Source organism: Pseudomonas syringae (assembly GCF_023278085.1).
GTDB lineage: Bacteria > Pseudomonadota > Gammaproteobacteria > Pseudomonadales > Pseudomonadaceae > Aquipseudomonas > Aquipseudomonas syringae_Q.
Map to the genome: position 1 here is coordinate 2525345 of NZ_CP066265.1, position 24026 is coordinate 2549370.

The 24026-nt window shown below is 60.8% G+C and carries 16 protein-coding genes and 2 pseudogenes; 10 read left to right on the forward strand and 8 right to left on the reverse strand.

The window, feature by feature from the left end; all coding sequences use genetic code 11:
- Nucleotides 1-18 precede the first annotated feature (18 nt).
- Nucleotides 19-1014 carry an aldo/keto reductase gene (locus I9H07_RS11295; protein WP_058390902.1) on the reverse strand — a complete coding sequence of 332 codons (996 nt, stop codon included), beginning with the start codon at nucleotides 1012-1014 and terminating at the stop codon, nucleotides 19-21.
- A gap of 335 nt (nucleotides 1015-1349) precedes the next feature.
- Here I9H07_RS11295 and lexA point away from each other — a divergent pair, with 335 nt between their 5' ends.
- The 5 genes and pseudogenes from lexA (at nucleotide 1350) to I9H07_RS11320 (ending at nucleotide 8015) form a co-directional block, all read left to right on the forward strand.
- Nucleotides 1350-1967: a transcriptional repressor LexA gene (gene lexA / locus I9H07_RS11300; protein WP_236424585.1), complete on the forward strand. Its 618-nt coding sequence runs from the start codon at nucleotides 1350-1352 to the stop codon at nucleotides 1965-1967.
- Nucleotides 1967-2587 (forward strand): translesion DNA synthesis-associated protein ImuA, encoded by a 621-nt coding sequence (gene imuA, locus I9H07_RS11305; protein ID WP_024673259.1) that lies wholly within the window; start codon nucleotides 1967-1969, stop codon nucleotides 2585-2587. Before lexA ends, imuA begins: the two co-directional genes overlap by 1 nt.
- 7 nt (nucleotides 2588-2594) lie before the next feature.
- Nucleotides 2595-4010 (forward strand): Y-family DNA polymerase, encoded by a 1416-nt coding sequence (locus I9H07_RS11310; RefSeq protein WP_024673260.1) that lies wholly within the window; start codon nucleotides 2595-2597, stop codon nucleotides 4008-4010.
- A pseudogene (locus I9H07_RS11315) lies at nucleotides 4007-7103 on the forward strand (error-prone DNA polymerase). Before I9H07_RS11310 ends, I9H07_RS11315 begins: the two are co-directional and overlap by 4 nt.
- 60 nt (nucleotides 7104-7163) lie before the next feature.
- On the forward strand, nucleotides 7164-8015 hold the full coding sequence (locus I9H07_RS11320; RefSeq protein ID WP_024673262.1) for an urea carboxylase-associated family protein: 852 nt from the start codon (nucleotides 7164-7166) through the stop codon (nucleotides 8013-8015).
- 4 nt (nucleotides 8016-8019) lie between these two features.
- On the opposite strand, the gene I9H07_RS11325 is transcribed toward I9H07_RS11320, so the two are convergent.
- Both I9H07_RS11325 and I9H07_RS11330 read right to left on the reverse strand, forming a co-directional pair.
- A complete protein-coding gene (locus I9H07_RS11325; RefSeq protein ID WP_024673263.1) occupies nucleotides 8020-8949 on the reverse strand; it encodes a magnesium transporter CorA family protein in 930 nt (309 codons plus the stop codon).
- Nucleotides 8950-8953: 4 nt separating this feature from the next.
- Complete coding sequence (locus I9H07_RS11330; RefSeq protein WP_024673264.1) at nucleotides 8954-10540, reverse strand: RimK family protein; 1587 nt, start codon at nucleotides 10538-10540, stop codon at nucleotides 8954-8956.
- Nucleotides 10541-10633: 93 nt separating this feature from the next.
- On the opposite strand from I9H07_RS11330, the gene I9H07_RS11335 reads away from it, so the two are divergent.
- Both I9H07_RS11335 and I9H07_RS11340 read left to right on the forward strand, forming a co-directional pair.
- The gene (locus I9H07_RS11335) at nucleotides 10634-11794 is read left to right on the forward strand and encodes a GNAT family N-acetyltransferase/peptidase C39 family protein (RefSeq protein WP_236424590.1); all 1161 of its coding nucleotides are present in this window, start codon (nucleotides 10634-10636) and stop codon (nucleotides 11792-11794) included.
- A complete protein-coding gene (locus I9H07_RS11340) occupies nucleotides 11791-12690 on the forward strand; it encodes a polysaccharide deacetylase family protein (RefSeq protein WP_236424592.1) in 900 nt (299 codons plus the stop codon). Before I9H07_RS11335 ends, I9H07_RS11340 begins: the two co-directional genes overlap by 4 nt.
- A gap of 7 nt (nucleotides 12691-12697) precedes the next feature.
- Here the strand turns inward: I9H07_RS11340 and I9H07_RS11345 are convergent, their stop codons facing one another.
- The 4 genes and pseudogenes from I9H07_RS11345 to I9H07_RS11360 form a co-directional block, all read right to left on the reverse strand.
- Nucleotides 12698-13957: a metal-dependent hydrolase family protein gene (locus I9H07_RS11345; RefSeq protein ID WP_236424594.1), complete on the reverse strand. Its 1260-nt coding sequence runs from the start codon at nucleotides 13955-13957 to the stop codon at nucleotides 12698-12700.
- Nucleotides 13954-15277 (reverse strand): annotated as a pseudogene (locus tag I9H07_RS11350) (MFS transporter). The gene I9H07_RS11345 and the pseudogene I9H07_RS11350 overlap by 4 nt, the downstream one beginning before the upstream one ends.
- Before the next feature lie 182 nt (nucleotides 15278-15459).
- Nucleotides 15460-16368, reverse strand: coding sequence for a LysR substrate-binding domain-containing protein (locus I9H07_RS11355; RefSeq protein ID WP_236424598.1), 909 nt, complete (start codon nucleotides 16366-16368; stop codon nucleotides 15460-15462).
- A 25-nt stretch (nucleotides 16369-16393) separates the two neighbouring features.
- On the reverse strand, nucleotides 16394-17299 hold the full coding sequence (locus I9H07_RS11360; RefSeq protein ID WP_024673270.1) for a LysR substrate-binding domain-containing protein: 906 nt from the start codon (nucleotides 17297-17299) through the stop codon (nucleotides 16394-16396).
- A 154-nt stretch (nucleotides 17300-17453) separates the two neighbouring features.
- Here I9H07_RS11360 and ydiJ point away from each other — a divergent pair, with 154 nt between their 5' ends.
- Nucleotides 17454-20501, forward strand: coding sequence for a D-2-hydroxyglutarate dehydrogenase YdiJ (gene ydiJ / locus I9H07_RS11365; RefSeq protein WP_236533931.1), 3048 nt, complete (start codon nucleotides 17454-17456; stop codon nucleotides 20499-20501).
- 94 nt (nucleotides 20502-20595) lie between these two features.
- On the opposite strand, the gene yghX is transcribed toward ydiJ, so the two are convergent.
- On the reverse strand, nucleotides 20596-21483 hold the full coding sequence (gene yghX, locus I9H07_RS11370) for a YghX family hydrolase (RefSeq protein WP_024673652.1): 888 nt from the start codon (nucleotides 21481-21483) through the stop codon (nucleotides 20596-20598).
- 224 nt (nucleotides 21484-21707) lie between these two features.
- Here yghX and I9H07_RS11375 point away from each other — a divergent pair, with 224 nt between their 5' ends.
- On the forward strand, nucleotides 21708-22763 hold the full coding sequence (locus I9H07_RS11375) for a GGDEF domain-containing protein (RefSeq protein WP_058390911.1): 1056 nt from the start codon (nucleotides 21708-21710) through the stop codon (nucleotides 22761-22763).
- 191 nt (nucleotides 22764-22954) lie between these two features.
- Nucleotides 22955-23905: a LysR family transcriptional regulator gene (locus tag I9H07_RS11380; protein WP_024673651.1), complete on the forward strand. Its 951-nt coding sequence runs from the start codon at nucleotides 22955-22957 to the stop codon at nucleotides 23903-23905.
- Nucleotides 23906-24026: the final 121 nt, after the last annotated feature.

Genomic DNA, 24026 nt, shown 5'->3' on the forward strand with positions numbered 1-24026 from the left:
CGAAATGGCAGCATTCTGTCAGCCGTTGAGTGACTTCATTGATTCCGGCGTGTAACGCTCACCTGCTGCGCCGCCCCGGGAGGGGAAAATCGCATCCAGCTGGGCCAGCTCGTCCAGGCTTAAGGTCAGTGTGGCGGCAGCGACGTTGCTTTCCAGGTATTTGCGTTGCTTGGTGCCAGGAATCGGAATGATGTCGCTGCCCTGAGCCAGCACCCAGGCCAGTGCCAGTTGAGACGCACTGACGCCCTTGGCGGCAGCCAGTGCCTTGACCTTCTCCACCAGCAGCAGATTCCTGGAGAAGTTCTCCCCCTGAAAGCGTGGGCTGAAGCGACGGTAGTCGTCGGCGGCAAAATCGTCCGGGCTGCGCAATGCACCGGTCAGAAAGCCGCGGCCCAGCGGGCTGTAGGCAACGAAGGCAATGCCCAGGCGGCGGCAGGTAGCAAGCACATCATCGTGTTCCGGGTCACGCGACCACAATGAGTACTCACTTTGCACAGCGGCCAGTGGATGCACCTTGTGCGCTCGCTCGATGGTTGCCGCACTGGCTTCGCAAATGCCGATATGGCGAACCTTGCCTGCCTTGACCAGTTCGGCCATGGCACCGATGGTGTCTTCGATCGGCACTTTGGGGTCGACACGATGCTGGTAATACAGGTCGAGATAATCGGTATTCAGCCGCTTGAGGCTGCCTTCGATGGCCTGCCGAATGTACTCAGGACTGCCGTTCACGCCGCGCGCATGCGGGTCATCGCCACGCACGATGCCAAACTTGCTGGCCAGATAAATACCTTCACGCTTGCCCTCCAGCGCACGTCCCAGCAAAGCCTCATTGGTGTGCGGGCCATACATGTCGGCGGTATCGAGAAAAGTGACACCCAGCTCCAGTGCGCGATGCAGCGTCGCGATGGACTCCTGCTCGTCGATGCCGGTGGTATAGAAGTCCGACATCCCCATGCAGCCCAGCCCGATGGCAGAAACCTGAGGACCGTTTTTACCCAGTTGGCGCGTGATCACTGTGAGACCTCCTGACATTTGAAAGACCCCAAGAGTCTCTGCCATTTGATTGACCCAATAAACCTCGTGTTTACGATTTCACTGTTGTGAAAATCTAAACAATAGCGTTTTAGCTCAGCTTTTGGAGGAGCGAACCGGGTGACGCTTGGCTTGTTCGCGATAGGGCCAGTGGGTCCATAGAAGATCCAGTGTCTGAAACGACGCCTTCGCGAACACGTTCGCGCCTACAAAATCCCGGTTTTCCAGGCTCATCGAGGCCTGTGTCTGGCTGAGCAATATCGAGCCACTCAAATCCGACCAACTGCGCTATCCACAAAATACCGAAAAGAGTACAAATGTACTCCATGAGCACATTATCTCCCCGCCGTAGCGCAATCCTTACCTTCATCCGTGATCGCATCGCGCAGCAAGGGCAATCGCCGAGCCTGGCGGAAATCTCCGAGGCCTTCGGGTTTGCTTCGCGCAGTGTGGCGCGCAAACACATCGTGGCCCTCACTGAAGCCGGTCTTATCGAAGTCGTACCGCATCAGGCACGCGGCATTCGTCTGCTGAACAGCGAGCCGCGCCCCGAGTTACTGGAAATCCCGGTGCTGGGCCGTGTCGCTGCCGGTGCACCCATCGGCCCGGATCTGGACATACACACCACGCTGCACCTGGATCGCGGCACGTTTACCCGTGCGCCGGACTACTTGCTGCGCGTGCAGGGCGACTCGATGATCGAGGACGGTATTCTCGATGGCGATCTGGTGGGCGTACACCGCAGCCCGCAGGCCAGTGACGGGCAGATCGTCGTCGCCCGTCTGGACGGCGAAGTCACCATCAAACGCCTGCAACACCGGGGCGATCAGTTGCACCTGCTGCCGCGCAACCCGGCCTATCAACCGATCATCGTCAGCCCCGATCAGGACTTCGCCATCGAAGGCGTGTTCTGTGGCCTGGTGCGCCGCGAATGATGGGCGCAGTGGTCAGCCTCGATACCCTGCTGGATGAACGCAGGGTCTGGAAAGGGCGTCAGCAGAGTGCACCGGCGGTCAGCCCGCACCCCAGTGGACATGCGGCGCTCGACAACGCCTTGCCCACAGGCGGCTGGCCGGCTTCGGCACTGACTGAAATCCTGATCCCGGCCAATGGCAGCGGCGAGTTGCGTTTGCTGTGGCCGAGCCTGGCGCGGCTGTCCGGTATGGGTGAGCGCATCGTGCTGGTTGCGCCACCCTATATTCCCTATCCGCAAGCCTGGCTGGCCGCCGGGGTGGATCTGCGTCAACTGGTGGTGATCGAGGCCAGTGCCCGCGATGCGCTATGGGCGGTCGAACAATGTCTGCGTTCCGGCAGTTGCGGTGCCGTGGTGTGCTGGCCCGGCATGGCCGATGACCGTGCGCTGCGGCGATTGCAGGTGGCTGCCGAAACCGGGCAGACCCTGGCGTTTGCCTGTCGCCCTCAGCAGGCGGCTGCCAACCCCTCGCCAGCGGCCCTGCGCGTGGTCATTGATACCCGGCCTGCCCAATTGCGGGTGCTCAAATGCCGAGGCGGGCTTGCGCCGCCTTTTCCCATCCCGTTTCCGACCGACGCTTGAGGTTCTTATGCTGTGGGCCTGTGTCTTGCTGCCGCAACTGGCGCTCGACGGCGTCATGCGCCGTCATGCCAATCCCGATGAGCCTCTGGCGCTGATCAGCGGCAGCGCCCAGCGCCGGATGGTGCAAGCGGTCAATCCGGCTGCGCGTACGCTGGGTCTGAAAGCCGGGCAAGCGTTGACCGCCGCGCAGGCATTGGTGCCGAACTTCACCACAGTCGAGCACGACCCGGCCGACATAGAGCGCTTGCAACAACTGCTTGCAGCCTGGGCTTACGGCTTCAGCTCCAATGTCAGCCTTAAATATCCTCGCGTGCTGCTGATGGAAATCGAGTCCAGCCTCAAGCTGTTCGGGCCGTGGCCCGTGTTTGAGGCGCGCTTGCGTAAAGAGCTGACCGAGCAGGGCTTTCGGCATCGCATCGTGGTGGCGCCCAACCCGATAGCGGCGCGAATGCTGGCCAACATGCACGATGGGCTGAGTATCGATTGCCCGCATGAATTGCGCCGGACCCTGGAACAGATGCCCTTGGAGCGCATCGGGCTGAGCCGCGAAGTGGCCACCGCCCTGACGCGCATGGGCCTGCGCAGCGTGCGACAAGTGCTGGCCTTGCCGCGCGATACCCTGGCGCGGCGTTTCCCGGCCAGTGTCCTGCAGCACCTCGACACCCTGTTGGGAGCACGTCCCGTGGCGCTGGAGTGCTACACGCCGCCTGACTTCTTCGATGTGCGTATCGAGCTGAATTTCGATGTCGAATCGCATCAGGCCCTGTTGTTCCCCCTCAAACGGCTGATTGCCGACCTGGGTTTGTTTCTGGCCGGACGCGACAGCGGTGTGCAGCGATTTGCCCTGCATCTGGAGCACGTCGAGGGTCCGCAGACCGTGATTCCGGTCGGGCTGCTCAGTGCCGAACGCGACGTTTCGATGCTTTTCGAACTGGCGCGCGGCAGGCTGGAACAGGTACTGGTGGCCTCGCCGGTACGGGCGGTGCGCTTGCTGGCGCAGGACTTGCCGGATTTCGTGCCGGCCCACCGCGAGCTGTTCGATGAGCGCGTGCAACAGACCTTGCCCTGGGAGCAACTGCGCGAACGCTTGCGGGCGCGGCTGGGCGACGAGTCAGTCTCTGGCCTGCGCGCCCAGGCGGATCATCGTCCGGAATGTGCCTGGCAACCACACAGCACTCGCCATCCGGTGCTGCCAGCACGCGGCTGTACGCGTCCGGGCTGGCTGTTGCGAGAGCCGCAGCCGTTGCCTGTGCATACCACGCGCATTCTGGCTGGCCCGGAACGAATCGAGTCCGGCTGGTGGGACGGTGGTGATGTGCGCCGCGACTATTATCTGGTCGAAACCCCCAATGGTCAGCGCGCCTGGGCCTATCGCAGCGTTGGCGAGCAGGGCGAACTGCTACTGCATGGCTGGTTCGCATGAGTACCGACTATGCCGAGCTGCACTGCCTGTCCAACTTCAGCTTTCAGCGTGGCGCTTCAAGCGCCCTTGAACTGTTCGAGCGTGCCGTGCGCCACGGCTACACGGCGCTGGCGATTACCGATGAATGCACCCTGGCAGGTATCGTTCGCGCCTTGCAGGCGTCGCAGAAAACCGCTCTGCCGTTGATCGTCGGCAGCGAAATGCATATTGAGAATGGCCCGAAGATTGTCCTGCTGGTGGAGGACAAAACGGGATATGAAGCGCTGTGCAAGTTGATCACCGCCGCCCGGCGCAGGGCCAAAAAGGGTGAATACCGGCTGCTGCGCGAAGATTTCCAGCTGTCATCGGGTGGTTTGCTGGCCATCTGGCTGCCGGATATCGAAGGCGACGCTCAAGCCTGTCTGGCACAGGGCAACTGGTTGCGCGAGCATTTTGCCGAGCGCCTGTGGCTGGGCGTAGAGCTGCATCGCGGTGCGGATGACGATCAGCGTCTGGCCGATCTGCTGGCGCTGGCGCAGTCGCTGGGCATTCCGGCAGTGGCCAGCGGCGACGTACACATGCATGCCCGCGGGCGACGCGCTTTGCAGGACACCATGACCGCTATCCGCCATCACACCACGGTGGCCGAGGCCGGGCACCTGCTGTTTGCCAACGGCGAGCGTCATCTACGGCCGCTCGACGCACTGGCAGAGCATTACCCCGACTGGCTGCTGGCCGAGTCGGCGCGGATTGCCCGGCGCTGCACTTTTACGTTCGATCAATTGCGGTATGAATACCCTCATGAACTGGTGCCCAAGGGCCAGACCTCCACATCATGGTTGCGCGAGCTGACCGAACGCGGGATTCGCAGGCGCTGGCCGAAGGGCTTGAGTGTGGCGACGCGTGCGCAGGTCGAGAAAGAACTGGCACTGATCACGGAAAAGAAGTTCGACAGCTACTTTCTGACGGTCCACGACATCGTCGAGTTTGCCCGCAGCCAGCACATTCTCTGTCAGGGCCGTGGGTCGGCGGCCAACTCGGCGGTGTGTTACGCGCTGGGCATCACCGAACTGAACCCGGAAAAGAGTAATCTGCTGTTCGAACGCTTCATTTCCAAAGAGCGCAACGAACCCCCCGACATCGACGTGGATTTCGAGCATGACCGCCGCGAAGAAGTCATTCAGTACATATTCCGGCGTTATGGCCGGGGCAGGGCGGCGCTGACCGCCGTGGCCAGCACTTATCACGGTTCAGGCGCACTGCGTGACGTGGCCAAGGTGCTGGGCTTGCCGTCTGACCAGATCAATACCTTGTCCGAAGCGTTCAGTCGCTGGAGCGACTCGCTGCCGTCGCCTGAACGCTTGCGCGAATACGGTTTTGATGCCGATACACCGATCCTCAAGCGTGTGCTGGCACTGACCGGCGAACTGATCGGCTTCCCCCGGCATCTCTCGCAGCATCCGGGCGGCTTCGTGATTTCCGAGCACCCGCTGGACACACTGGTGCCGGTCGAGAATGCGGCGATGGCCGAGCGCACCATCATTCAATGGGACAAGGACGATCTGGATCTGGTCGGCCTGCTGAAAGTCGACATCCTTGCACTGGGCATGCTCAGCGCACTGCGCAGGACGTTCGACTTGGTGCATCTGCACCGAGGCAAGCGCTGGACCCTGGCAAATCTGCCAGGTGATGATCGGAAAACCTACGAAATGATCAGCCGCGCCGACACCATCGGCGTATTCCAGATCGAGTCCCGTGCCCAGATGGCCATGCTGCCACGCCTCAGGCCCGAGAAGTTTTATGACCTGGTCATCGAAGTCGCCATCGTCCGGCCGGGGCCGATTCAGGGCGACATGGTTCATCCGTACCTGCGTCGGCGCAATGGTGAAGAAGCCATCACCTATCCGCCCAAGCTGAAAAGCGTCTTTGAGCGCACCCTGGGCGTACCGCTGTTTCAGGAACAGGTCATGGAAGTCGCGATCATCGCTGCGGGTTATACGCCCGGCGAGGCCGATGAACTGCGCCGCGCCATGGCCGCCTGGAAACGCCACGGCGGGCTGGATCCGCACCGTGAGCGTTTGCGCACAGGCATGCTGAACAACGGTTACGAAGCGGACTTTGCCGACCGCATCTTCGAACAGATCAAAGGTTTCGGCAGCTACGGCTTTCCTGAATCCCATGCCGCCAGCTTCGCCTTGCTGACCTATGCCAGTTGCTGGCTCAAATGCAATGAGCCGGCAGCCTTTACCTGCGCGCTGATCAACAGCTGGCCGATGGGCTTTTACAACCCGGACCAACTGCTGCAAGACGCGCGTCGTCATCACATCGAAATACGTCCGGTGGACGTGCGTTACAGTCATTGGGATTGCTCGCTGGAGCCGATCGACCACCCTGACAGCACGCGCAACCTGGCTATTCGCCTCGGGCTACGCATGGTGGGTGGCTTTCGTGAGGACGATGCTCTGCGTATCGCGACGGCGCGCTCGAAACGACCGTTTGCCGATGCTACGGACCTGACGTTACGCGCGGGACTGGACTCGCGCGCCGCTGAAGCATTGGCAGATTCTGGCGCCTTGCGCGGCCTGATCGGCCATCGGCACCGGGCGCGCTGGGAAGTGGCAGGGGTCGAAGCCCAGCGCCCGCTGTTCAGCGACCTGCCCAGCGAAGAAACCCAGGTGATGCTGCCGCTGCCGACGGTCGCCGAGGACCCTGGTCGCCGATTACGCCACACTCGGCACCACCCTCGGCCCGCACCCACTGGCGTTGCTGCGGCGGCAACTGGCCGCCAAGCGCTTTCGCAGCTCGCAAGACCTGATGACGCTGGAGAATGACCGAACCCTCAGCGTGGCAGGTCTGGTCATCGGCCGGCAACGACCGGGCACTGCCAGCGGCGTGACCTTTGTGACGCTGGAAGACGAGTTCGGCATGGTCAATGTCGTGGTCTGGCGCGACCTGGCCGAGCGCCAGCGCAAGGTATTGGTCGGTTCACAGTTGCTACAGGTGTTCGGGCGGCTGGAATCGAAAAGCGGCGTGCGCCACCTGATCGCCCAGCGGCTGTATGACCTGACGCCGCTGCTGACCGGGCTGGATGTGCGCAGTCGGGATTTTCAGTGATCCGGTCAGGCCCGTAATTTGCAGCATTAATCGGTACATCCTGCCAACGAGAAGCCCTGAATGTACAAAGACTATCCAGCCGCCTACCAGGTCAGCAAAGGCGCAGCGCTGCAAGTGGACACGGCTTTTTACGAGCGTATCCGGGCGAATGCGCAGCAGCGCACGTTGGTCGAACAGTTCGAAGTGCCGATTCGCACCGGGCGCGCGTGGAAGGTCAAGGCTGGCCAGGTGTTTCGCGTCACCACACCGGTGGGGCCCCAAGTCGGCGATTTCAACGTGTGGAATGCCAATGACCCTCGCGAACGGCTATGGGCAGCGCGCACGCGTCAGTTGCAGGGCGCGCATGTCAGCACCCATGACCGGTTGTGGTCGAACCTGCCGTTCCTGCGGCCAATGGTTACCATCACCGACGACAGTCTGGCCAGCTACGGCATCGACGAACATGGCGGCCGTCTGCACGACTTGCTGGGTACGCGCTGCGACCCTTACGTCAACAAGATGCTGACCGGCGAAGACTTTCATCACCACTGCCATTCGAACCTGACTCGCGCAGTGCTGCCGCATGGTCTGACCGAATTCGATGTGCACGATGTGCTGAACATCTTTCAGTGCACCGGCCTGAACCACGACGATATGTATTTCATGAAAGCCTGCCCAGCGCAGAAGGGCGACTATCTGGAGTTCTTCGCGGAAATCGACCTGCTGTGTGCCTTGTCGACCTGTCCGGGCGGCGACCTGTCACTGCCAATGTGGGGGCCGGAGGCTCAGGACCCATTGAGCGTCTGCCGGCCGTTGGGTGTCGAGGTCTATGACCTCGACGCCTCGTTACTGGAGGGCTGGCAGTCTCCCGAGCGTGCGGCGTACAACGGACTGCATGGTTTGCAGACTGCCAAGGCCGACTGGGAAAAGTAACGGCTCAGGCCGAGCGGGCCATTCGGCGCAGTCCCAGGACCATCACCGCCCCAAGCCCGAGCATGGCCAGTAGCAAGGCCGGGTAAGCCACCCACCAGTGCAGCGGGGCGGTCATCATGCTGAACTCGGACATGCCGCCGATTCCGGCAATCAGGTTCAACGGCAGAAACACCACGTTGATCAACGTCAGTTTGCGCAGCAGGGTATTGGTGCTGTTGTTGACCAGGTTGCCCCGTGCGTCCATCAGCCCGGCGAACACGGTGGAATAGATTTCCGCCTGTTTGTAGCACTGGTCGTTCTCGATGATCATGTCGTCGATCAACGCTAGGCTGGCAGCCGCGTAGTGCTTGCCTTGCGCGTGATTGCGCAGGCGCGTCAGCACTGCGCCGTTACTGTGAATAGCGTTGATGTAATAGACCAGGCTTTCGCTGAGGTTGAACATTTGCAGCAGATGGCGGTTTTCCAGCGACGAGTTGAATTTCTGCTGTAATTCCCGGGCGACCATCTTGATGACCTTCAAGTGTCCCAGATAGTGGTGAATATTGTTGAACAGCATCTCCAAAAGGATATCCAGCGGCTGGTTCAGCGGACGATGAGACCCGAGCATGTTCAAGGGCTGATCGTCATCACAGATCAGCAGCAGTTGGTCCTGACTCAGGAGCACGCCAAATGATGAAACATCGAACGAGAAGCTGTCCTTGCCCGAGTAGTTTTCGGGGCGTTTCCAGATCAGAAACAGCGCATCGGGGTGAAACTCGATGCGCGATATTTCATCCGGGTCGAGCGCCGAGGCCACCGCATGCTCATCCAGGTGGAACTGTTCCAGCAACAGCCTGCGCTCGCCGGCGTCAGGTTTGCTGAACCACAGCACCTGAGCTTTTTGCGAGTCACAGGGCTGCAACCGACCGGCATCGAGTTTCAGACCTTGAATCATCGTTTCACCATGCCTGGCCGAGGCGCTTGAGCTCCAGGCGCCGAACGAATTCTTCCAGCACCAAACTGTACAGATCGTCCTGCAGGTAAGCGTCTTCGATGCCGGCGTCCAGATTCGGGTTGTCGTTGACCTCGATTACCACGACTTGATCGCCGGATTGTTTCAGGTCAACACCATAAAGCCCGTCACCGATCAGGTTGGCGGTCTTGAGCGCCAGTTCGACCACGGCTCTCGGCGCTTCGTGTACCGCGAGCGTTCGGCACTCGCCAATGACCTCGGCGCCAATCGCCTTATGGTTGTAGATCTGCCAATGCCCCTTGGACATGAAGTACTGGCAGGCAAATATCGGCTTGCGATTGAGAATGCCGATGCGCCAGTCATATTCGGTGTAGAAAAACTCCTGTGCCAGCAACAACACCGAATGCTCGAACAACTGGGTCGTCGCGGTGTGCATCTCCTCGGGTGTGCTGACCTTGATGACGCCTCTGGAGAAGCAGCCGTCAGGGATTTTCAACACCAGCGGGAAACCCAGCCGCGTGGCGACGTGTTGCAGTTCCTCGGGGCGATCCTTGTAGAGGATTTCGGTTCGTGGCATGCCCAGATCATGGCTCTTCAGCAGGTCCGTCAAGTAAACCTTGTTGGTGCAGCGCAGAATTGACGTGGGGTCATCCATGACCACCAGACCTTCGCTTTCGGCCTTTTTGGCAAACCGGTAGGTGTGGTTGTCGACACTGGTGGTTTCGCGAATCAGCAGTGCGTCGTACTCGGCCAGACGCGCATAGTCCTTCTTTTCGATCAGCTCGACGTCAATGCCCAGACGCTGACCGACGCGAATGAAGTTGGCCAGCGCCTGGGCATTGGAAGGCGGCAGTTGCTCCTGGGGGTCATGGAGGATCGCCAGGTCGTAACGCGCCAGACGACGAGAGCTGGGCTGTCGCCAGATCTTGCGGCTGAAACCGTCCAGCGCGATGGCAAACTCGTCTTGTTGATCATCGCGCAAACGCGGCAGGGCACCGGCTTTGATACCGGCGATGTGCCAATTGTCGCGCTTGCGAAACTCGACCATCAGGATTGGACAGGGAAAGGCTTCAAACAACTGGCGGGCCAGATCTTTCAACGGCTCAAGTGTGGTCTGACCGAAATACAGCGTCAGGGTAAACCCTTCGGTGTCGTCATAGGGATGGTCCTGAAGTGCGGTCTCCAGCAACTTGTCGAGGTCGTCGAGTGCCAGGCCGTAGAGTGATTTTCGCGTTAACTCGCTGATGGTTTTTACCGAAGGGATTACATTGTGCTGGCGCGCTTCGGCGAGCAGCGAACAGTAATAGCCATGGCCCAGGTACTTGTAGCTCCGGCACAGGTTGATGACTTGTACACGCTTGCCTGCCGTGGCTTTCAGCGGTTTTTCGAGATAGTCCTGAGCGCTGATCAAATCTTCACTGGGGAAGTACGATGCCCAGTCTTCAAGCCGTTCGACAATAATCACCAGTTGCCTCTGCGCTGCAAAGGGGGTTGTGGGGTCTGCACGTCTGGTTGTTGCTGAAAGTGCAAGTTGGGCCGATACTTCGTTCATCTTCACCTGTGCCGCTGACATGTGTAATCGATCCGATGGGAAACAAGTCCTTTCTATTAAGCATGTGCTTTTTGAAATGTCCCGTTTCGTTACACAACTTTTACGGCGGTGCAGATGGACTTTATATTTCGTGATGCAGTTGCAGACGATCTCGACGCTCTGCTGTTTCTGGAGAACCAGTGCTTTGAAGGCGACCGGCTGACGGCGCGCAGTTTTCAGTGGATGATCCGCCGTGCCAACGCGTGTCTGCTCGTCGCCGAGCACGCCGGGCAACTCACCGGCTACGCGCTGGTGCTGTTCCATCGCGGCACTTCGCTGGGGCGTTTGTATTCGCTGGCGATTGCCGACTCAGCAAGGGGGCAGGGGTTGGGCAGGCAGTTATTGCAGCGTGCCGAACAGCAGGCGGTGGAGCGCGATTGCGCCTACCTGCGGCTGGAAGTGCGGCCTGACAATGCTGCGGCAATCGGCCTGTACGAACGCAGCGGGTATCGGCGTTTCGCTCAGGTCGACGATTACTACCAGGACCACGCCCCGGCGCTGCGTTACGAGAAGCGTATCGTCGAGCACGTCAGGCAAGACAGCCGCTCGGTGCCTTACTACCAGCAAACCCTGGACTTCACCTGCGGCCCGGCCTGTTTACTGATGGCCATGAAAGCCTTGCAGCCAGAGCGATTGATGGGTCGCGCTGAAGAAGTGCAGATCTGGCGCGAAGCAACCACGGTGTTCATGACCTCCGGGCACGGTGGATGCAGCCCGCAAGGGTTGGCACTGGCAGCATGGCGGCGCGGTTTTGCGGTGAATCTGCTGGTGTCGGTGTCAGGCCCTTTGTTTCTGGGCGGGGTGCGCAGCGACAACAAGAAACAGGTCATCCGCCTGGTTCACGAACAGTTCTGTCGTGAGCTTGACGCCTCCAGCGTGCAGTCGTTAGCCAATCGCTCGCTGAATCTGCCGCGTGTGCTGGCCGACGGTGGCAAGCCACTGGTGTTGATCAGCAGCTACCGCCTGACACGCTCCAAGGCGCCGCATTGGGTGATGGTCACCGATTGCGACAGCGATTTTGTCTACCTGCATGATCCTGATATCGATCACAGCCTGCATCGTCAGGCCATCGACTGCCAGCACATGCCGGTCAGCCACGCTGACTTCAACCGCATGAGCTGTTTTGGTGCCGACAAACTCAGGGCCGCAGTGATTGTGTTTGCCGCGCCGGTGGATGATCATGCGCCCGCCTCAAAGGCTTCGGCAGCTCACGCAAAGGATCCAACCCTCAGATGAAACCCGTCTTCAACGCCCTGTGGATGCTTGCCATCGCCCTGAGCCTGTCGGCCTGCATCAGTGCGCCAGTGCCGCTGACGGCAAACACCACCGAGAAATTGCGGCAGCAGCCGCCGGTTCGTTTCCTGCTGACTTTCGACGACGGCCCGAGTGCTTCGACGTTTTACAACCCGACTGTCACCGTGCTCGACAGCCTGGCCGAGAACCCGGTTCAGCCGCACATCAAGGCGGTATTTTTCGTGCAGACAGGCGCAGCAGGCGCAGGCAACAGTGATCAAGGCCGGGCGATCATGCAGCGCGAGCATGAGGAAGGTCATCTGCTGGGCTTTCACTCCGCCACACCGCACCACACCAATCATCGCTCGTTGACCGACGACGAGCTGGAGCAATCCCTGAGCAAGGGCTGCGCGATCATGGCCTCCATCACCGGCGCGCCGACCGTCTTGCTGCGGCCGCCATTCTGGAATTACGACAAACGCACGTTCAGCGCCTATCAGCGCCACGGCCTGCATGTCTTGCTGACTGACCTGAGCGCCAACGACGGCAAAATCTGGGGTTACAATTTCAGCCTGCGACGGCGCTCGAACATGGTCAGTCAGCTATCCCAGGTGCGCGAGCGCATCGCTGCCGGAGAACTGCCTGCGGTGGACGGGGTGATTCCGGTGGTGGTGACCTTCCATGACCTGAACCGCTACACCGCGCGTCATGCACGGGAGTATCTGCAGATTCTGGTCGACAGTGCCAACCAGACTGGCGTACGGCTCGCGGACAAGCCGTTTTACGATGACAGCGCGCAATTGCAGCGCGCCGCCCTGGCGCGTACGGTCAGGAACGCCGACCAGCCTGTGCGCTTACCCGGCGTGTGGAACTGGATCTGGGACCACAACGCGCACTGACGGCAGGTCAGACCAAGGTGTTCTTGCGAACCTGACCCCCCTGAACAATCATCGCCAACTGCTCACCCTGGCCCACCAGGCAACTGATGTCGCTCAGCGGATCGCCGTCTACCACCAGCAGATCGGCAATCGCCCCGGCAGCAATGCAGCCCAGTTCACCTTCACGCTGGAGAATCTGCGCGGCAACGCTGGTGGCACTGCGCAGCGCTGCCAGATTACCCAGCAGTTCCGCGCGAATCTTCAGTTCGTGGGTCTGGTATTCGTGCATTTCACCCAGCAGGTCCGAACCATAGCCCATGGGTACGCCGGCTTCGGCAAACAGCAACAGGGCATTGCGGCCTGCCTGCCGCACGTCTTCGATCTTCGCCACTGAGTCAGCGGGCAGGCCGAAGCGTTCGCCGTACTCGGCGAGCATCTCGTAGGTGACCTGGGTCGGTACGGCAAACGCGCCTTTTTCGGCCATCAGGCGAGCGGTGTCGGCGTCCACCAGATTGCCATGCTCGATGGTTCGAACGCCGCATTCGATGGCGCGGCGAATGGCCCGTGCGGTGTAGGCGTGGGCCATGACGTAAGTATTGGCCGCTGCGGCTTCGTCGACGATGGCGCGAATTTCGGCCTCGCTGTATTGGGTGTTGGCTATCGGGTCGGTGGGCGAGGAAACGCCGCCCGAGGCCATGATCTTGATCTGGTTGGCGCCTTGTTGCAGCTCTTCACGCACTGCCAGGCGCACATTGTCGACGCCATCGACCACGCGGGCGATGGCGCCGGCCCGGAAGCAGCACGAGCAGGGCTCGTTGAGCAGCAGTTCGCCTCGGGCGCGCATGTCGCCATGGCCACCGGTCTGCGACAGCGCCTTGCCGGACGCGAAGATCCGCGGGCCCGGAATCAGGCCCATCTGGATCGAACGCGCCAGCGCCCAGTCGGCACCGCCGGCGTCGCGCACGGTAGTGAAACCACGGTTGAGCATCGCCGCCAGAATCGGCAGCGCGCGGTACATGATGATCGCGTTGGGCTGCAAGGCGTTCATGCCCAGGTTGGCATTGGAGGCCAGTACGTGGACGTGGCAATCGATCAGGCCGGGCATCAGGGTCCGGCCGCCCAGATCAACCACCTGCGCGTTGGTCGGGGCAGGTTGCCCCTCAGCGCGCACCTCGACGATGCGCTCGCCCTCGATCACGACTTCCTGGCCGGTGATCAACTGGCCCAGTTGCAGGTCCAGCAGGCGGCCGTTGCGCAGGATGAGGCAGGGGGATTCGGCGGTATTCATTGGAAAGCTCCAGACAAAGGGCGATGAACGGTCGATGCACGGTCACGATAAAGCAGCGCGCCGCTGCCGCTGACGATGGCGGCGAACATGATGTAGAAGGCGGGCGCGAGGTTGCTGCCGGTTGTGGCGATCAGCCAGGTGATGGTGAACGTGGCAAAGCCGCCGAAAATGGTCACGGCGAAGTTGTAGGCCACTGACAGGCCGGTGGACAGCACGTGGGTCGGCAACAACTCACCGAAGGCGGCGAGGATCGAACCGATGTAGGCGGAGATCAGCAAGCCGAGCACCAGCTCGAAGATCAGCAGCGAATAAAGCCCCGGCATCTGGTTGATGAACAGAAACATCGGGTAGGCGCTGAAGAAGATTGCGATGGCCGAACCCAGCAACCACGGACGATGACCGCTGCGGTCAGCCAATGCGCCGACAATCGGGGTGGCGACGATCAACACCGCGCCGCCCATCATGCCGGCGCTGAAGCCCATCCATGACGGCAGGGCAAGTACGCGCTGCGCATAGGACGGAATGTAGAACAGGATCGCGTAGGTGCAGACGGTCCACAGCACTACCAGCGAGAAGCTGATCAGGGTCTGGCGCGGATACGTTTTTATGACTTCGCGCAGTGGCGATTCGACCTGTTTGGCGGCCGTGTAAGCAGGCGTTTCGTCGACCCGGCTGCGAATGTAAAAGCCGACCGGGCCGATCAGCGTGCCGATCAGAAACGGCACACGCCAGCCCCAGCTTTCGAGCTGTGCCTGGGTCAGATACGTTGACAGCAGCGCACCCAGTGCCGAGCCGAGCAGCACTGCAACGCCGATGCTGGCCTGAATCCAGCTGGAGTAAAAGGCTTTCTTGCCCTCGGGTGCATGCTCGGTCAGAAAAGCGGTGGCGCTGCCCATTTCGCCACCGGCGGAGAAGCCCTGCAGCAGGCGCGCCAGTACGATCAGCACCGGTGCCAGGTAGCCGATCTGCGCAAAGCTCGGGGTCAGGCCGATGATCAGTGTGCCCAGCGCCATGAGCAGGATGGTCAGCGACAGCGCAGCCTTGCGACCGCGCTTGTCACTGTAGATGCCGAGCACGATGCCGCCGACCGGGCGCATGAAAAAGCCGACGCCGAAGGTCGCCAGCGCCAGCAGGTAAGAGGTCAATTCGCTGCCGGTGGGGAAGAATACTTTGGCGATGATGACCGAGAAGAAGCTGTAGACCGTGAAGTCGAACCATTCCAGGCCGTTGCCGATCACTGTGGCGGTGACTGCGCGGCGCGCTTTCTGCTGATGGGGTCAGATCATGGTGCTGTGAGGCCGATTGTTGTGTAGTGCTCACTGGTTGGCTCCTGCATGCGGATCACGCAGGGAAGCCCCTGCATTGGCTGCATTGGTTAAGGGCAGAGTTGGCGAAGTGCAGCAGAGTCGGGTCTTGGCCCGCTTGGTTCGAGAGTAGGTGCTGAGGCGGTTTGGAGAAAACGCTTATTACGCAGGTTTGCATGCGCATAACGCATGCAAGTGTCAGGGTTTCAGGGACTGTTCTATTTTCTCTGTCAGCCATTTTTCGAAAGCACGTGCCGCGCGACGGGGCATCTTGCCGCTGGGTGTCAGCAAGTAATAGCCACCGACTGCGCCAACGCTGCTGTTGCAGGCTGGCACCAGCGCACCGGACTGCACGTGGCGATCGATCATCGGTTGCCAGCCCAGCACGATGCCGTGCCCGGCAATGGCCAGGTCGACCAGTACCGGGTACAGATTGACCGTCATGCGCTGGCGGATCAGCGAGGCATCGACGCCCTGACGGCCAAACCAGTCTGACCAAGACAGCCACTGACGCTGACCGTCTTCGAGCATCAGCAGGCAATGGTCCAGCAGCTGTGCAGGTTCCAGCACCTGGCCTTTCAGGTAGTTGGGCGAGCAGTAGGCATTCACCGACTCGGCGAACAGCAGCTTGGCGTCCAGGCCTGCCGGTGACACTTCACGCAGAAAATACAGCGCCAGGTCGAATTCGGCGCGGATCAGCGAATCCAGCCCGTCGACCACCCGCAGGCGGATGTCCACCGCTGGAAACGCATCGCGATAACGGCCCAGCAGCGGGCCCAGCCATAAGGCCGCGACACCGCTGGAACAGGCCAGCGTCAGTTGTTGATCGCCGCTGTGGGTGATGACCTGAGCCGTGGCCTCGGCACACAGGGTCAGCATGCGCTGGATCTGCTCGGCGTAGATCTGCCCGGCGACCGTCAGGTGAATGCGCTTGTGCTCGCGCCGGAACAACGCGCGGCCGAGGAACTCTTCGAGCTGAGCGACCTGGCGGCTGATCGCGCTCTGGGTCAGGTTCAGCTCGCTGGCGGCGCGGGTAAAGCTGCCATGCCGCACGGTGGCTTCGAAGGCGATCAGGTTCTGTAGGGGCGGAAGAGGCTCGATACGCACGGTTGCTCCTGTTTACGGACTGGATTTACAGACTGTCTGGAAAGGGCGTCGACAACAGCCAGTCCCGGAATACACACAGCGAAGGCAGGTTCTGAAAGCGCGTAGCGTAGGCCAGATAGTAATTGCGCCCGCTGTCCATGGGCTCGAACAGCGTGACCAGTTCGCCGTTGCTGATCTCGTCCTGCACCAGAATGCGTGGCACCAGCGCGATGCCGATCCCGGCAGCCACCGCTTGAATCAGGTGCGAGGTCAGTTCGAAGCTCGGGCCGGGACGCATGATGTGGTGAGCCAGTTGATTGCTGTCGAACCAGTCCGACCAGGCATTGGGCCGTGACACCACGCTCAGCAACGACTGCTGGGCAACCTGTGCCAAGGTCATTGACGGGTAGCCGGCAAGCGCAGTAGGGCTGGCGATGACCACCAGCTTTTCGCTGACCAGTGGATGCGCGATGTAACCCGGCCAGTTGCCATGACCCGCACAAATGATCGCGTTCATTTCACTGGCGGCCGGCGTCAGGTCGGCATGCACGATGCGCGAGTGAATATGCACCACATAGCCCGGATGCCGGGTGTAGAAGTCATTCATCCGCGGCAGCAGCCATTTGGAGCCGAAGGTCGGCAGCACGGCCAGATGCAGGGTGCCACCCTCGGACTTGTGGGCGATGGTCTGCAGCGTCGCGCTACGGATGCGGCCCAGTGCAGCGGCCAGTTCGTGCTGATACAGCGCGCCTGCGGTGGTCAGCTCGATACGCCTGCCATCACGTTTGAACAGCTCGACCTGCAGTTGCGCTTCCAGTGCCTGTACCTGGCGGCTGACCGCGCTCTGGGTCAGGGCCAGTTCGTCTGCAGCCTTGGTGAAGCTGCCATGCCGGGCCGCTGCCTCGAAAGCGAGGAGCAGTGACATCGAAGGCGTCAGTCTTCTGGTGTTCATTCATAAAACTCATGGAAAAACGGCACGTTTTACGTTTGCGCTGGAGCATGACAGGCGGGAGAATCACTTTAACCGTTGATAACACCATGCATACGAGCGTTTCGAAGCATACGTGCTTTGCATATAAAACGCCTAGCCAGCCAGGAAGACCACCATGATTGCGCTGCTGAAACCGACCTCAGAACAGGTCGGCCACTACGACCGTTTTCTCAATGCGCTGGTCGAGGGCGGCTTTCGCGGCGAAATTGCCAGGGATCATGGATCGCGCACGGTGCTGGCCACCGACAACTCCATCTATCAGCGCTTGCCGCAGGCGGCGGTGTTCCCGATGGACAGCCATGATGTGGCAATCGTCGCCCGACTGGCCGCGCGGCCCGAGCACCAGCAGGTGGTGTTGACCCCGCGTGGCGGCGGCACCGGCACCAACGGGCAGTCGCTGACCGATGGCGTGGTGGTCGACCTGTCGCGGCACATGAACAACATCCTTGAGATCAACGTCGAGGAACGCTGGGTGCGAGTGCAGACCGGTGTGGTCAAGGATCAGCTGAATGCCGCGCTCAAACCGCACGGGCTGTTTTTCGCGCCGGAATTGTCGACGTCCAACCGTGCCACCGTGGGCGGTATGATCAATACCGACGCCAGCGGGCAGGGCAGTTGCACCTACGGCAAGACGCGTGACCATGTGCTGGAACTGTCGACCGTGTTGCTCGGCGGTTCGTACGTTCACAGCCAGGCGCTGGGCCCCGTGCAGCTGGCCAGTGAACAGGCGCGCGTTGATCGGGCCGGTGACGTGTACCGCTGCGCGCAGCAGATTGCCGACACCCAGGCGCAACTGATCAAGGACATCTTTCCGCCACTGAATCGCTGCCTGACGGGCTATGACCTGGCGCACCTGCGCGAGGAAGACGGACGCTTCAACCTCAACAGCGTGCTGTGCGGCTCAGAAGGCTCGCTGGGCTTCATCGTCGAAGCCAGGCTCAATGTGCTGCCGATCCCCAGGCACTCGATTCTGGTCAACGTGCGCTACGCCGGGTTCATGGACGCCTTGCGCGATGCCAAGGCCTTGATGGCGCACAAGCCGTTGTCCATTGAAACCGTGGACTCTAAGGTGCTGATGCTGGCGATGCAGGACATCGTCTGGCATGGCGTGGCCGAGTACTTCCCTCAGGATTCGGCGACGCCAACCTTGGGTATCAACCTGATCGAGTTCAGTGGCGACGAGCTGGAGGAAGTAGAACAGCGCGTCCACGCGTTTGTCGCGCACTTGCAGGAAGACACCTCGGTGGTGCGCCTCGGGCATACGCTGGCAGTCGGCAGCGCGGCGGTGAGCCGGGTCTACACCATGCGCAAGCGCTCGGTGGGCTTGCTGGGTAATGTCCAGGGTGAAGCCCGGCCGCAGCCGTTTGTGGAAGACACCGCCGTGCCGCCGGAAAACCTGGCCGACTACATTCAGGAATTCCGTGCGCTGCTGGACAGCTACGGCCTGCAATACGGCATGTTTGGCCATGTGGATGCTGGCGTGCTGCATGTACGGCCGATTCTGGACATGAAAGACCCGGCGCAGGCGGCGCTGATTCGCCCGATTTCCGACGCGGTTGCCGCGTTGACCAAACGCTACGGCGGTCTGTTATGGGGTGAGCATGGCAAGGGCCTGCGCACCCAGTATGTGCCCGAGTATTTCGGTGAGCTGTACCCGGCGTTGCAGGCGCTGAAAGCTGCCTGCGACCCGTTCAATCAGCTCAATCCTGGCAAGATCGCCACGCCTGCGACAGTGCCCGAGGCGCGTCTGACCCTGGTGGATGAAGTGACGCTGCGCGGCGATCTGGACCGCAAGATCGACGAGCGCGTCTGGAAGAGCTACGACAGCGCACTGCATTGCAACGGCAATGGTGCCTGTTACAACTATGACACCGACGACGCCATGTGCCCGTCGTGGAAAGCCACCCGTGACCGCATTCATTCACCCAAGGGCCGTGCGTCGCTGGTGCGCGAGTGGTTGCGCCTGCAGGGCGAGCAGGATGTGAACGTCCTGACGGCCAGCGCCAGGGCGCGCACCGCCAATGTGCTGAAAAGCCTGGCCGAGCGTACCGTCAACAGCGTGGCCAGAGTCGCCGGGCAGAAAGATTTCTCTCACGAAGTCTACGACGCCATGGCCGGTTGCCTGGCCTGTAAATCCTGCGCAGGGCAGTGCCCGGTCAAGGTCAACGTGCCCGAGTTTCGCTCGCGCTTTCTGGAGCTGTACCACAGCCGTTACCTGCGCCCGATCAAGGATTACCTGATCGGCTCGCTGGAATTCAGCATTCCGCATCTGGCGCGTTTCCCGACGCTGTACAACGCGATCATGGGCGCAAAACCGGTGCGCTACCTGCTGGAGCACGTTGCCGGGATGGTCGACAGCCCGCTGTTGAGCCTGATGGACTTTCGCGCCACCTGCGCTCGCTGGAATGTCGGCATCGCCACGCCACAGCGCCTGGCTGCACTGAGCGAACAGGAACGCAAGCGTACGGTGGTGCTGGTTCAGGATGCATTCACCCGTTATTTCGAAACGCCACTGGCGGCAGACTGGCTGGAACTGATTTCGCGCCTGGGCTACCAGGTTTACCTCGCGCCGTTTGCGCCCAATGGCAAGCCGTTGCAGGTGCAGGGCTTCCTGGCGGCATTTGAAAAGGCAGCCAGTTTCAACAGCCAGTCGCTGGGCAGATTGGCGGAGTACGGCATCCCGCTGATTGGTCTGGACCCGGCCATGACCCTGGTCTATCGCCAGGAATACAGCAAGGCGTTGGGCAGCCAGAACGTGCCGGTTGTCATGCTGCCGCAGGAATGGCTGGCGACTGCATTTGAAGATCAGCATGACGCAGTGACGCAGGAAACGTATTACTTCCTGCCGCACTGCACTGAAAAGACCAACGAGCCGGGCAGCGTCGGCCTGTGGCAGAAAACCTTCGCCCGTGCGGGCCTCAAGCTGGAAGTGCTGGCCAGCGGCTGCTGCGGGATGTCCGGCACCTACGGGCACGAAACCAGAAACGCAAAGACCAGCGACACCATTTACCGACAGTCCTGGCAACCACTGGTGGCGCGCCATGGAGGTAATGGCCGACTGCTCGCCGACGGGTATTCATGTCGCAGCCAGGTCAAGCGCAAGGATGGCAAGGTGGTGCAGCATCCGTTGCAGGTGCTGCTGGAGCGGGTGAGGGCGCTGTAACCCGGACGCGGAGCGTCGCACGATAGTCGAGAGTATCGTTCCGCACGCTCTGCGTCACAGGTGCACGCAACTGCGCCTGTTCAGGATCAGCTCGTCACACCAGATACTTGTTGAACCACCCCAATGTGCGCTCCCAGGCCAGTTTGGCTGCGGCTTCGTCATAACGCGGGGTGGAGTCGTTGTGGAAGCCGTGGTTGGCGCCCGGATAGATGAAGGTTTCGTAAGTCGTGCCCGCCGCTTTCAGGGCCTTCTCATAGGCTGGCCAGCCTTCGTTGATGCGGGTGTCCAGCTCGCCGTAGTGAATCATTACCGGAGCCTTGATCCTGGCCACGTCTTCGGTGTTGGGCTGACGCCCGTAGAACGAGACGGCTGCGCCCAGTTCCGGATAGGCCACAGCCGCAGCGTTGGCCACGCCGCCGCCATAGCAGAAACCGGTGATCCCGACCTTGCCGGTGGTGGCGTCATGCTTCATCAGCCACTCGACGGCGGCAAAGAAGTCGTTCATGAGCTTTTCCGGATCGACCTTCTGCTGAAGCTCTTTACCCTTTTCGTCATTGCCCGGATAGCCGCCGACCGAGGACAGGCCGTCAGGCGCAAGCGCAATGAACCCGGCTTTCGCCACCCGGCGGGCAACGTCTTCGATGTACGGGTTCAAACCGCGATTTTCATGCGCCACCACAACAGCAGGCACTTTGCCGGTGGCTTTTGCCGGACGCACCAGATAGCCGCGTACCTGACCATGGCCCTTGGGGGACGGGTAGGTAATGTAGTCGGCAATGATGTCCGGGTCGGTGAACTCGATCTGTGTGGCCAGTGCATAGTTGGGGCTCAGCGCCGCCAGCAGTGCGCTGGCCGTCAGCCCGCCCAGGGTAAACAGTGCCGCACGGTCGAGAAATTCACGCCTGTTGATCTTGCCGTGGGCATAATAGTCGTAGAGCTCAAGCAGTTCAGGCGCAAAATCTTTCGCAGTAAGACGTTCCATCAGCATGCTTCCTCTGGGTCGTTCGGGCCGCCCGTGAACCCACGGGCTGAAGATCATTGCGCATTAAAGCAGCCTCGTATTGCGTTGATACATATCCAGCAGTCGCAACGCGGCTTGTTAAATTGTTAGACAATGTATCAAGGGATGTGCTTTTTTGCGGACACAGTCGATGAATTCACCCCCATGTTCATGGTCATACCCAGCCCGCACACTCGAGAAACGTGATGATGACCCTCCCGGCAGAAGACCGAGCCCAGCTGTATAAGGACACGGCAGCCCAGTTCTGGAAACACATCACGCCCATCGTTTACGTCGCCCTCGGGATCCACTCCGTGTCGCTGCTGGTGTTTCTTGCCCTGCACGTTGAAATCCTTTGGCTTGCCAACATTGTCAGCACCCTGATTTACGTCAACTGCATCTACCTGATCAGAGGAGAGCGTTACCAGCAGGCCGGGCAACTGATGAGTCTGGAAATCATTGCCCATGCGGTATTGGCCACCTGTGTGCTGGGGTGGGAAAGCAATTTCAGTTTTTACATGTTCTGCGTCATCCCCGTCATTGCCTTCACCTTCCAGCTGATCACCGTCAAACGGATTGTTTTCAGCGTGGCCATTCTGGTGGCGCTGGTTGCCTTATTCGCATTCCGGCGGCACATGGGCCTTGATTCCGGCCTGAGCAGCACGACGCTTGATGTGTTCGGGGTCATCAACCTGTTCGCCGCCACCACGCTGTCGATCTACGCGACCGCGCTTTCTGTGCGCTTTACGTCGTCCATCCAGTTGAGTCTGTTTCATCTGGCCAATCGCGACAGTCTGACCAACCTGTTCACGCGACGCAGGGTGCTGGACCGGGTGCGACAGTTGCAGACACGACGTCAGGGCCTGTCGGCGTCGCTCATTCTGCTCGACATCGACCATTTCAAACTGATCAATGACCAGTATGGGCATGAGACTGGCGATGTGGTTCTTCAGCGTGTTGCAGACATCATTGCCTCAAGTGTACGCAGCAATGATATGGCGGCCCGCTGGGGCGGCGAGGAGTTTCTGGTGCTCATGCCCGATACCTCGGCGGAAGATGCACAACGGGTCGCCGACCGGATCTGGGCGCTCATCGGCAACGAAGCGGGCTGGAGCAGGGCGCAGGTCATGAAGGTGACCGCGACGCTTTCGGTCGTCGCGATCAATCGCGATGAAAGCTTCGAGATTGCGCTGAGCCGGGCCGATGCATTGCTTTATCTGGGCAAGAAACAGGGCCGCAACCGCTTGATGGTCGGCGTGTAAGTACCGGTCTCACCTTCAGCTCAAAACACCGCCTCAGCCTTCTGGACAACCAGCGCCAGCCACGCTTCACGTACGGCTGTGCGACGGGCGCGAGGCCTTCCATGCCGACAGCGTGTAGACTTTTGCGCTTTGAATCGGGGAATTCTGCAACGCAGGGTTCTTCACGTATCGGTGATGATCAAGGCGTGCTTATGGATTTGCGTCAACTCGAAGCGTTTGCGGCGGTCATGTCGGCAGGCAGTGTCACGGCAGCCGGGAAAATGCTGGGCCGCTCCCAGCCATCGGTCACCCGGGTTATTCAGGAGCTTGAGCAGGAGCTGGGTTTTGCGCTGTTCGAGCGCAGCGGGCCAAAGGTCACGCCGACCCATAAGGCGTTCATGATGTACGGCGAGGTCGAAAGCGCGTTGCTGAGTGTTCGCAACATTCGCCAACGTGCGCAGCACATCGCTCAGGAAGAAAACCATCAGATCAAACTGGTCGCCATTTCAGCGCTGGCGGCCGGGCTACTGCCCGCAGCACTGTCACGACTGCCGGAGCATCTGCGTCCGCAACAGATCCAGCTCCAGAGCATGTCCCCGGAGAATGTGGTTCAGGCCGTGCTGTCGAAGACTATGGATCTGGGGGCCGTGAGCCTGCCGTTAGAGCATCGTGGGCTGGAGATTCACTGGATCGGCGAAGCACCTTGCGTGGCGGTGTTGCCTGCTGACTCCGAACTGGCCGCGCATGACATTCTGTCTATTGAGCTGCTGCGGCAACAGACCCTGATTACCATGGCCAATCCGTATCGGTTCCGTCGGCGGATCGACAAGGCGTTTCACGATGTGGGTGGCGAGCCACCGCGCATGCTCGACACCAATACCTCACTCATCGCCATGCAGATGGCCAGGGCAGGGCTCGGCATCGCACTGGTCGACCCGTTCACCGCCATGGGTGTGCCGGTGCAAGGGGTCGTGGTCAGGCCGATCACCTGCAATATTCCGTTCTTTTTCGGTTTGATATCGGCCTTCGCCAGCCCGTTATCGGACGTGGCGAGGGCGCTGATCGATGAAATAGCCGTTTCCGCGAAAACCCTGTTGCCAGAGATGGTCATGCACGAAGCCGGTGCTCACGATGCGCTGTTGCAGAGCATTTATGCCGAGTGAGCGGGTAATGCAGGCGATCGCGAAGCCTGAGCGTTGGTAACGCCTGTCATCGCACAAGACTGAAGATCGGACGCGGAGCGTCCAGAAATGCATGCCAACGCAGAGCATTGGCACGATAGTC

Bases quoted from the DNA above. Each gene is read 5' to 3' on its own strand.
- lexA (WP_236424585.1), top strand. From the start codon at position 1,350: ATGTACTCCATGAGCACATTATCTCCCCGCCGTAGCGCAATCCTTACC.
- imuA (WP_024673259.1), top strand. From the start codon at position 1,967: ATGGGCGCAGTGGTCAGCCTCGATACCCTGCTGGATGAACGCAGGGTC.
- I9H07_RS11310 (WP_024673260.1), top strand. From the start codon at position 2,595: ATGCTGTGGGCCTGTGTCTTGCTGCCGCAACTGGCGCTCGACGGCGTC.
- I9H07_RS11320 (WP_024673262.1), top strand. From the start codon at position 7,164: ATGTACAAAGACTATCCAGCCGCCTACCAGGTCAGCAAAGGCGCAGCG.
- I9H07_RS11325 (WP_024673263.1), bottom strand. From the start codon at position 8,949: ATGATTCAAGGTCTGAAACTCGATGCCGGTCGGTTGCAGCCCTGTGAC.
- I9H07_RS11330 (WP_024673264.1), bottom strand. From the start codon at position 10,540: ATGTCAGCGGCACAGGTGAAGATGAACGAAGTATCGGCCCAACTTGCA.
- I9H07_RS11335 (WP_236424590.1), top strand. From the start codon at position 10,634: ATGGACTTTATATTTCGTGATGCAGTTGCAGACGATCTCGACGCTCTG.
- I9H07_RS11340 (WP_236424592.1), top strand. From the start codon at position 11,791: ATGAAACCCGTCTTCAACGCCCTGTGGATGCTTGCCATCGCCCTGAGC.
- I9H07_RS11345 (WP_236424594.1), bottom strand. From the start codon at position 13,957: ATGAATACCGCCGAATCCCCCTGCCTCATCCTGCGCAACGGCCGCCTG.
- I9H07_RS11360 (WP_024673270.1), bottom strand. From the start codon at position 17,299: ATGAACACCAGAAGACTGACGCCTTCGATGTCACTGCTCCTCGCTTTC.
- ydiJ (WP_236533931.1), top strand. From the start codon at position 17,454: ATGATTGCGCTGCTGAAACCGACCTCAGAACAGGTCGGCCACTACGAC.
- yghX (WP_024673652.1), bottom strand. From the start codon at position 21,483: ATGGAACGTCTTACTGCGAAAGATTTTGCGCCTGAACTGCTTGAGCTC.
- I9H07_RS11375 (WP_058390911.1), top strand. From the start codon at position 21,708: ATGATGACCCTCCCGGCAGAAGACCGAGCCCAGCTGTATAAGGACACG.
- I9H07_RS11380 (WP_024673651.1), top strand. From the start codon at position 22,955: ATGGATTTGCGTCAACTCGAAGCGTTTGCGGCGGTCATGTCGGCAGGC.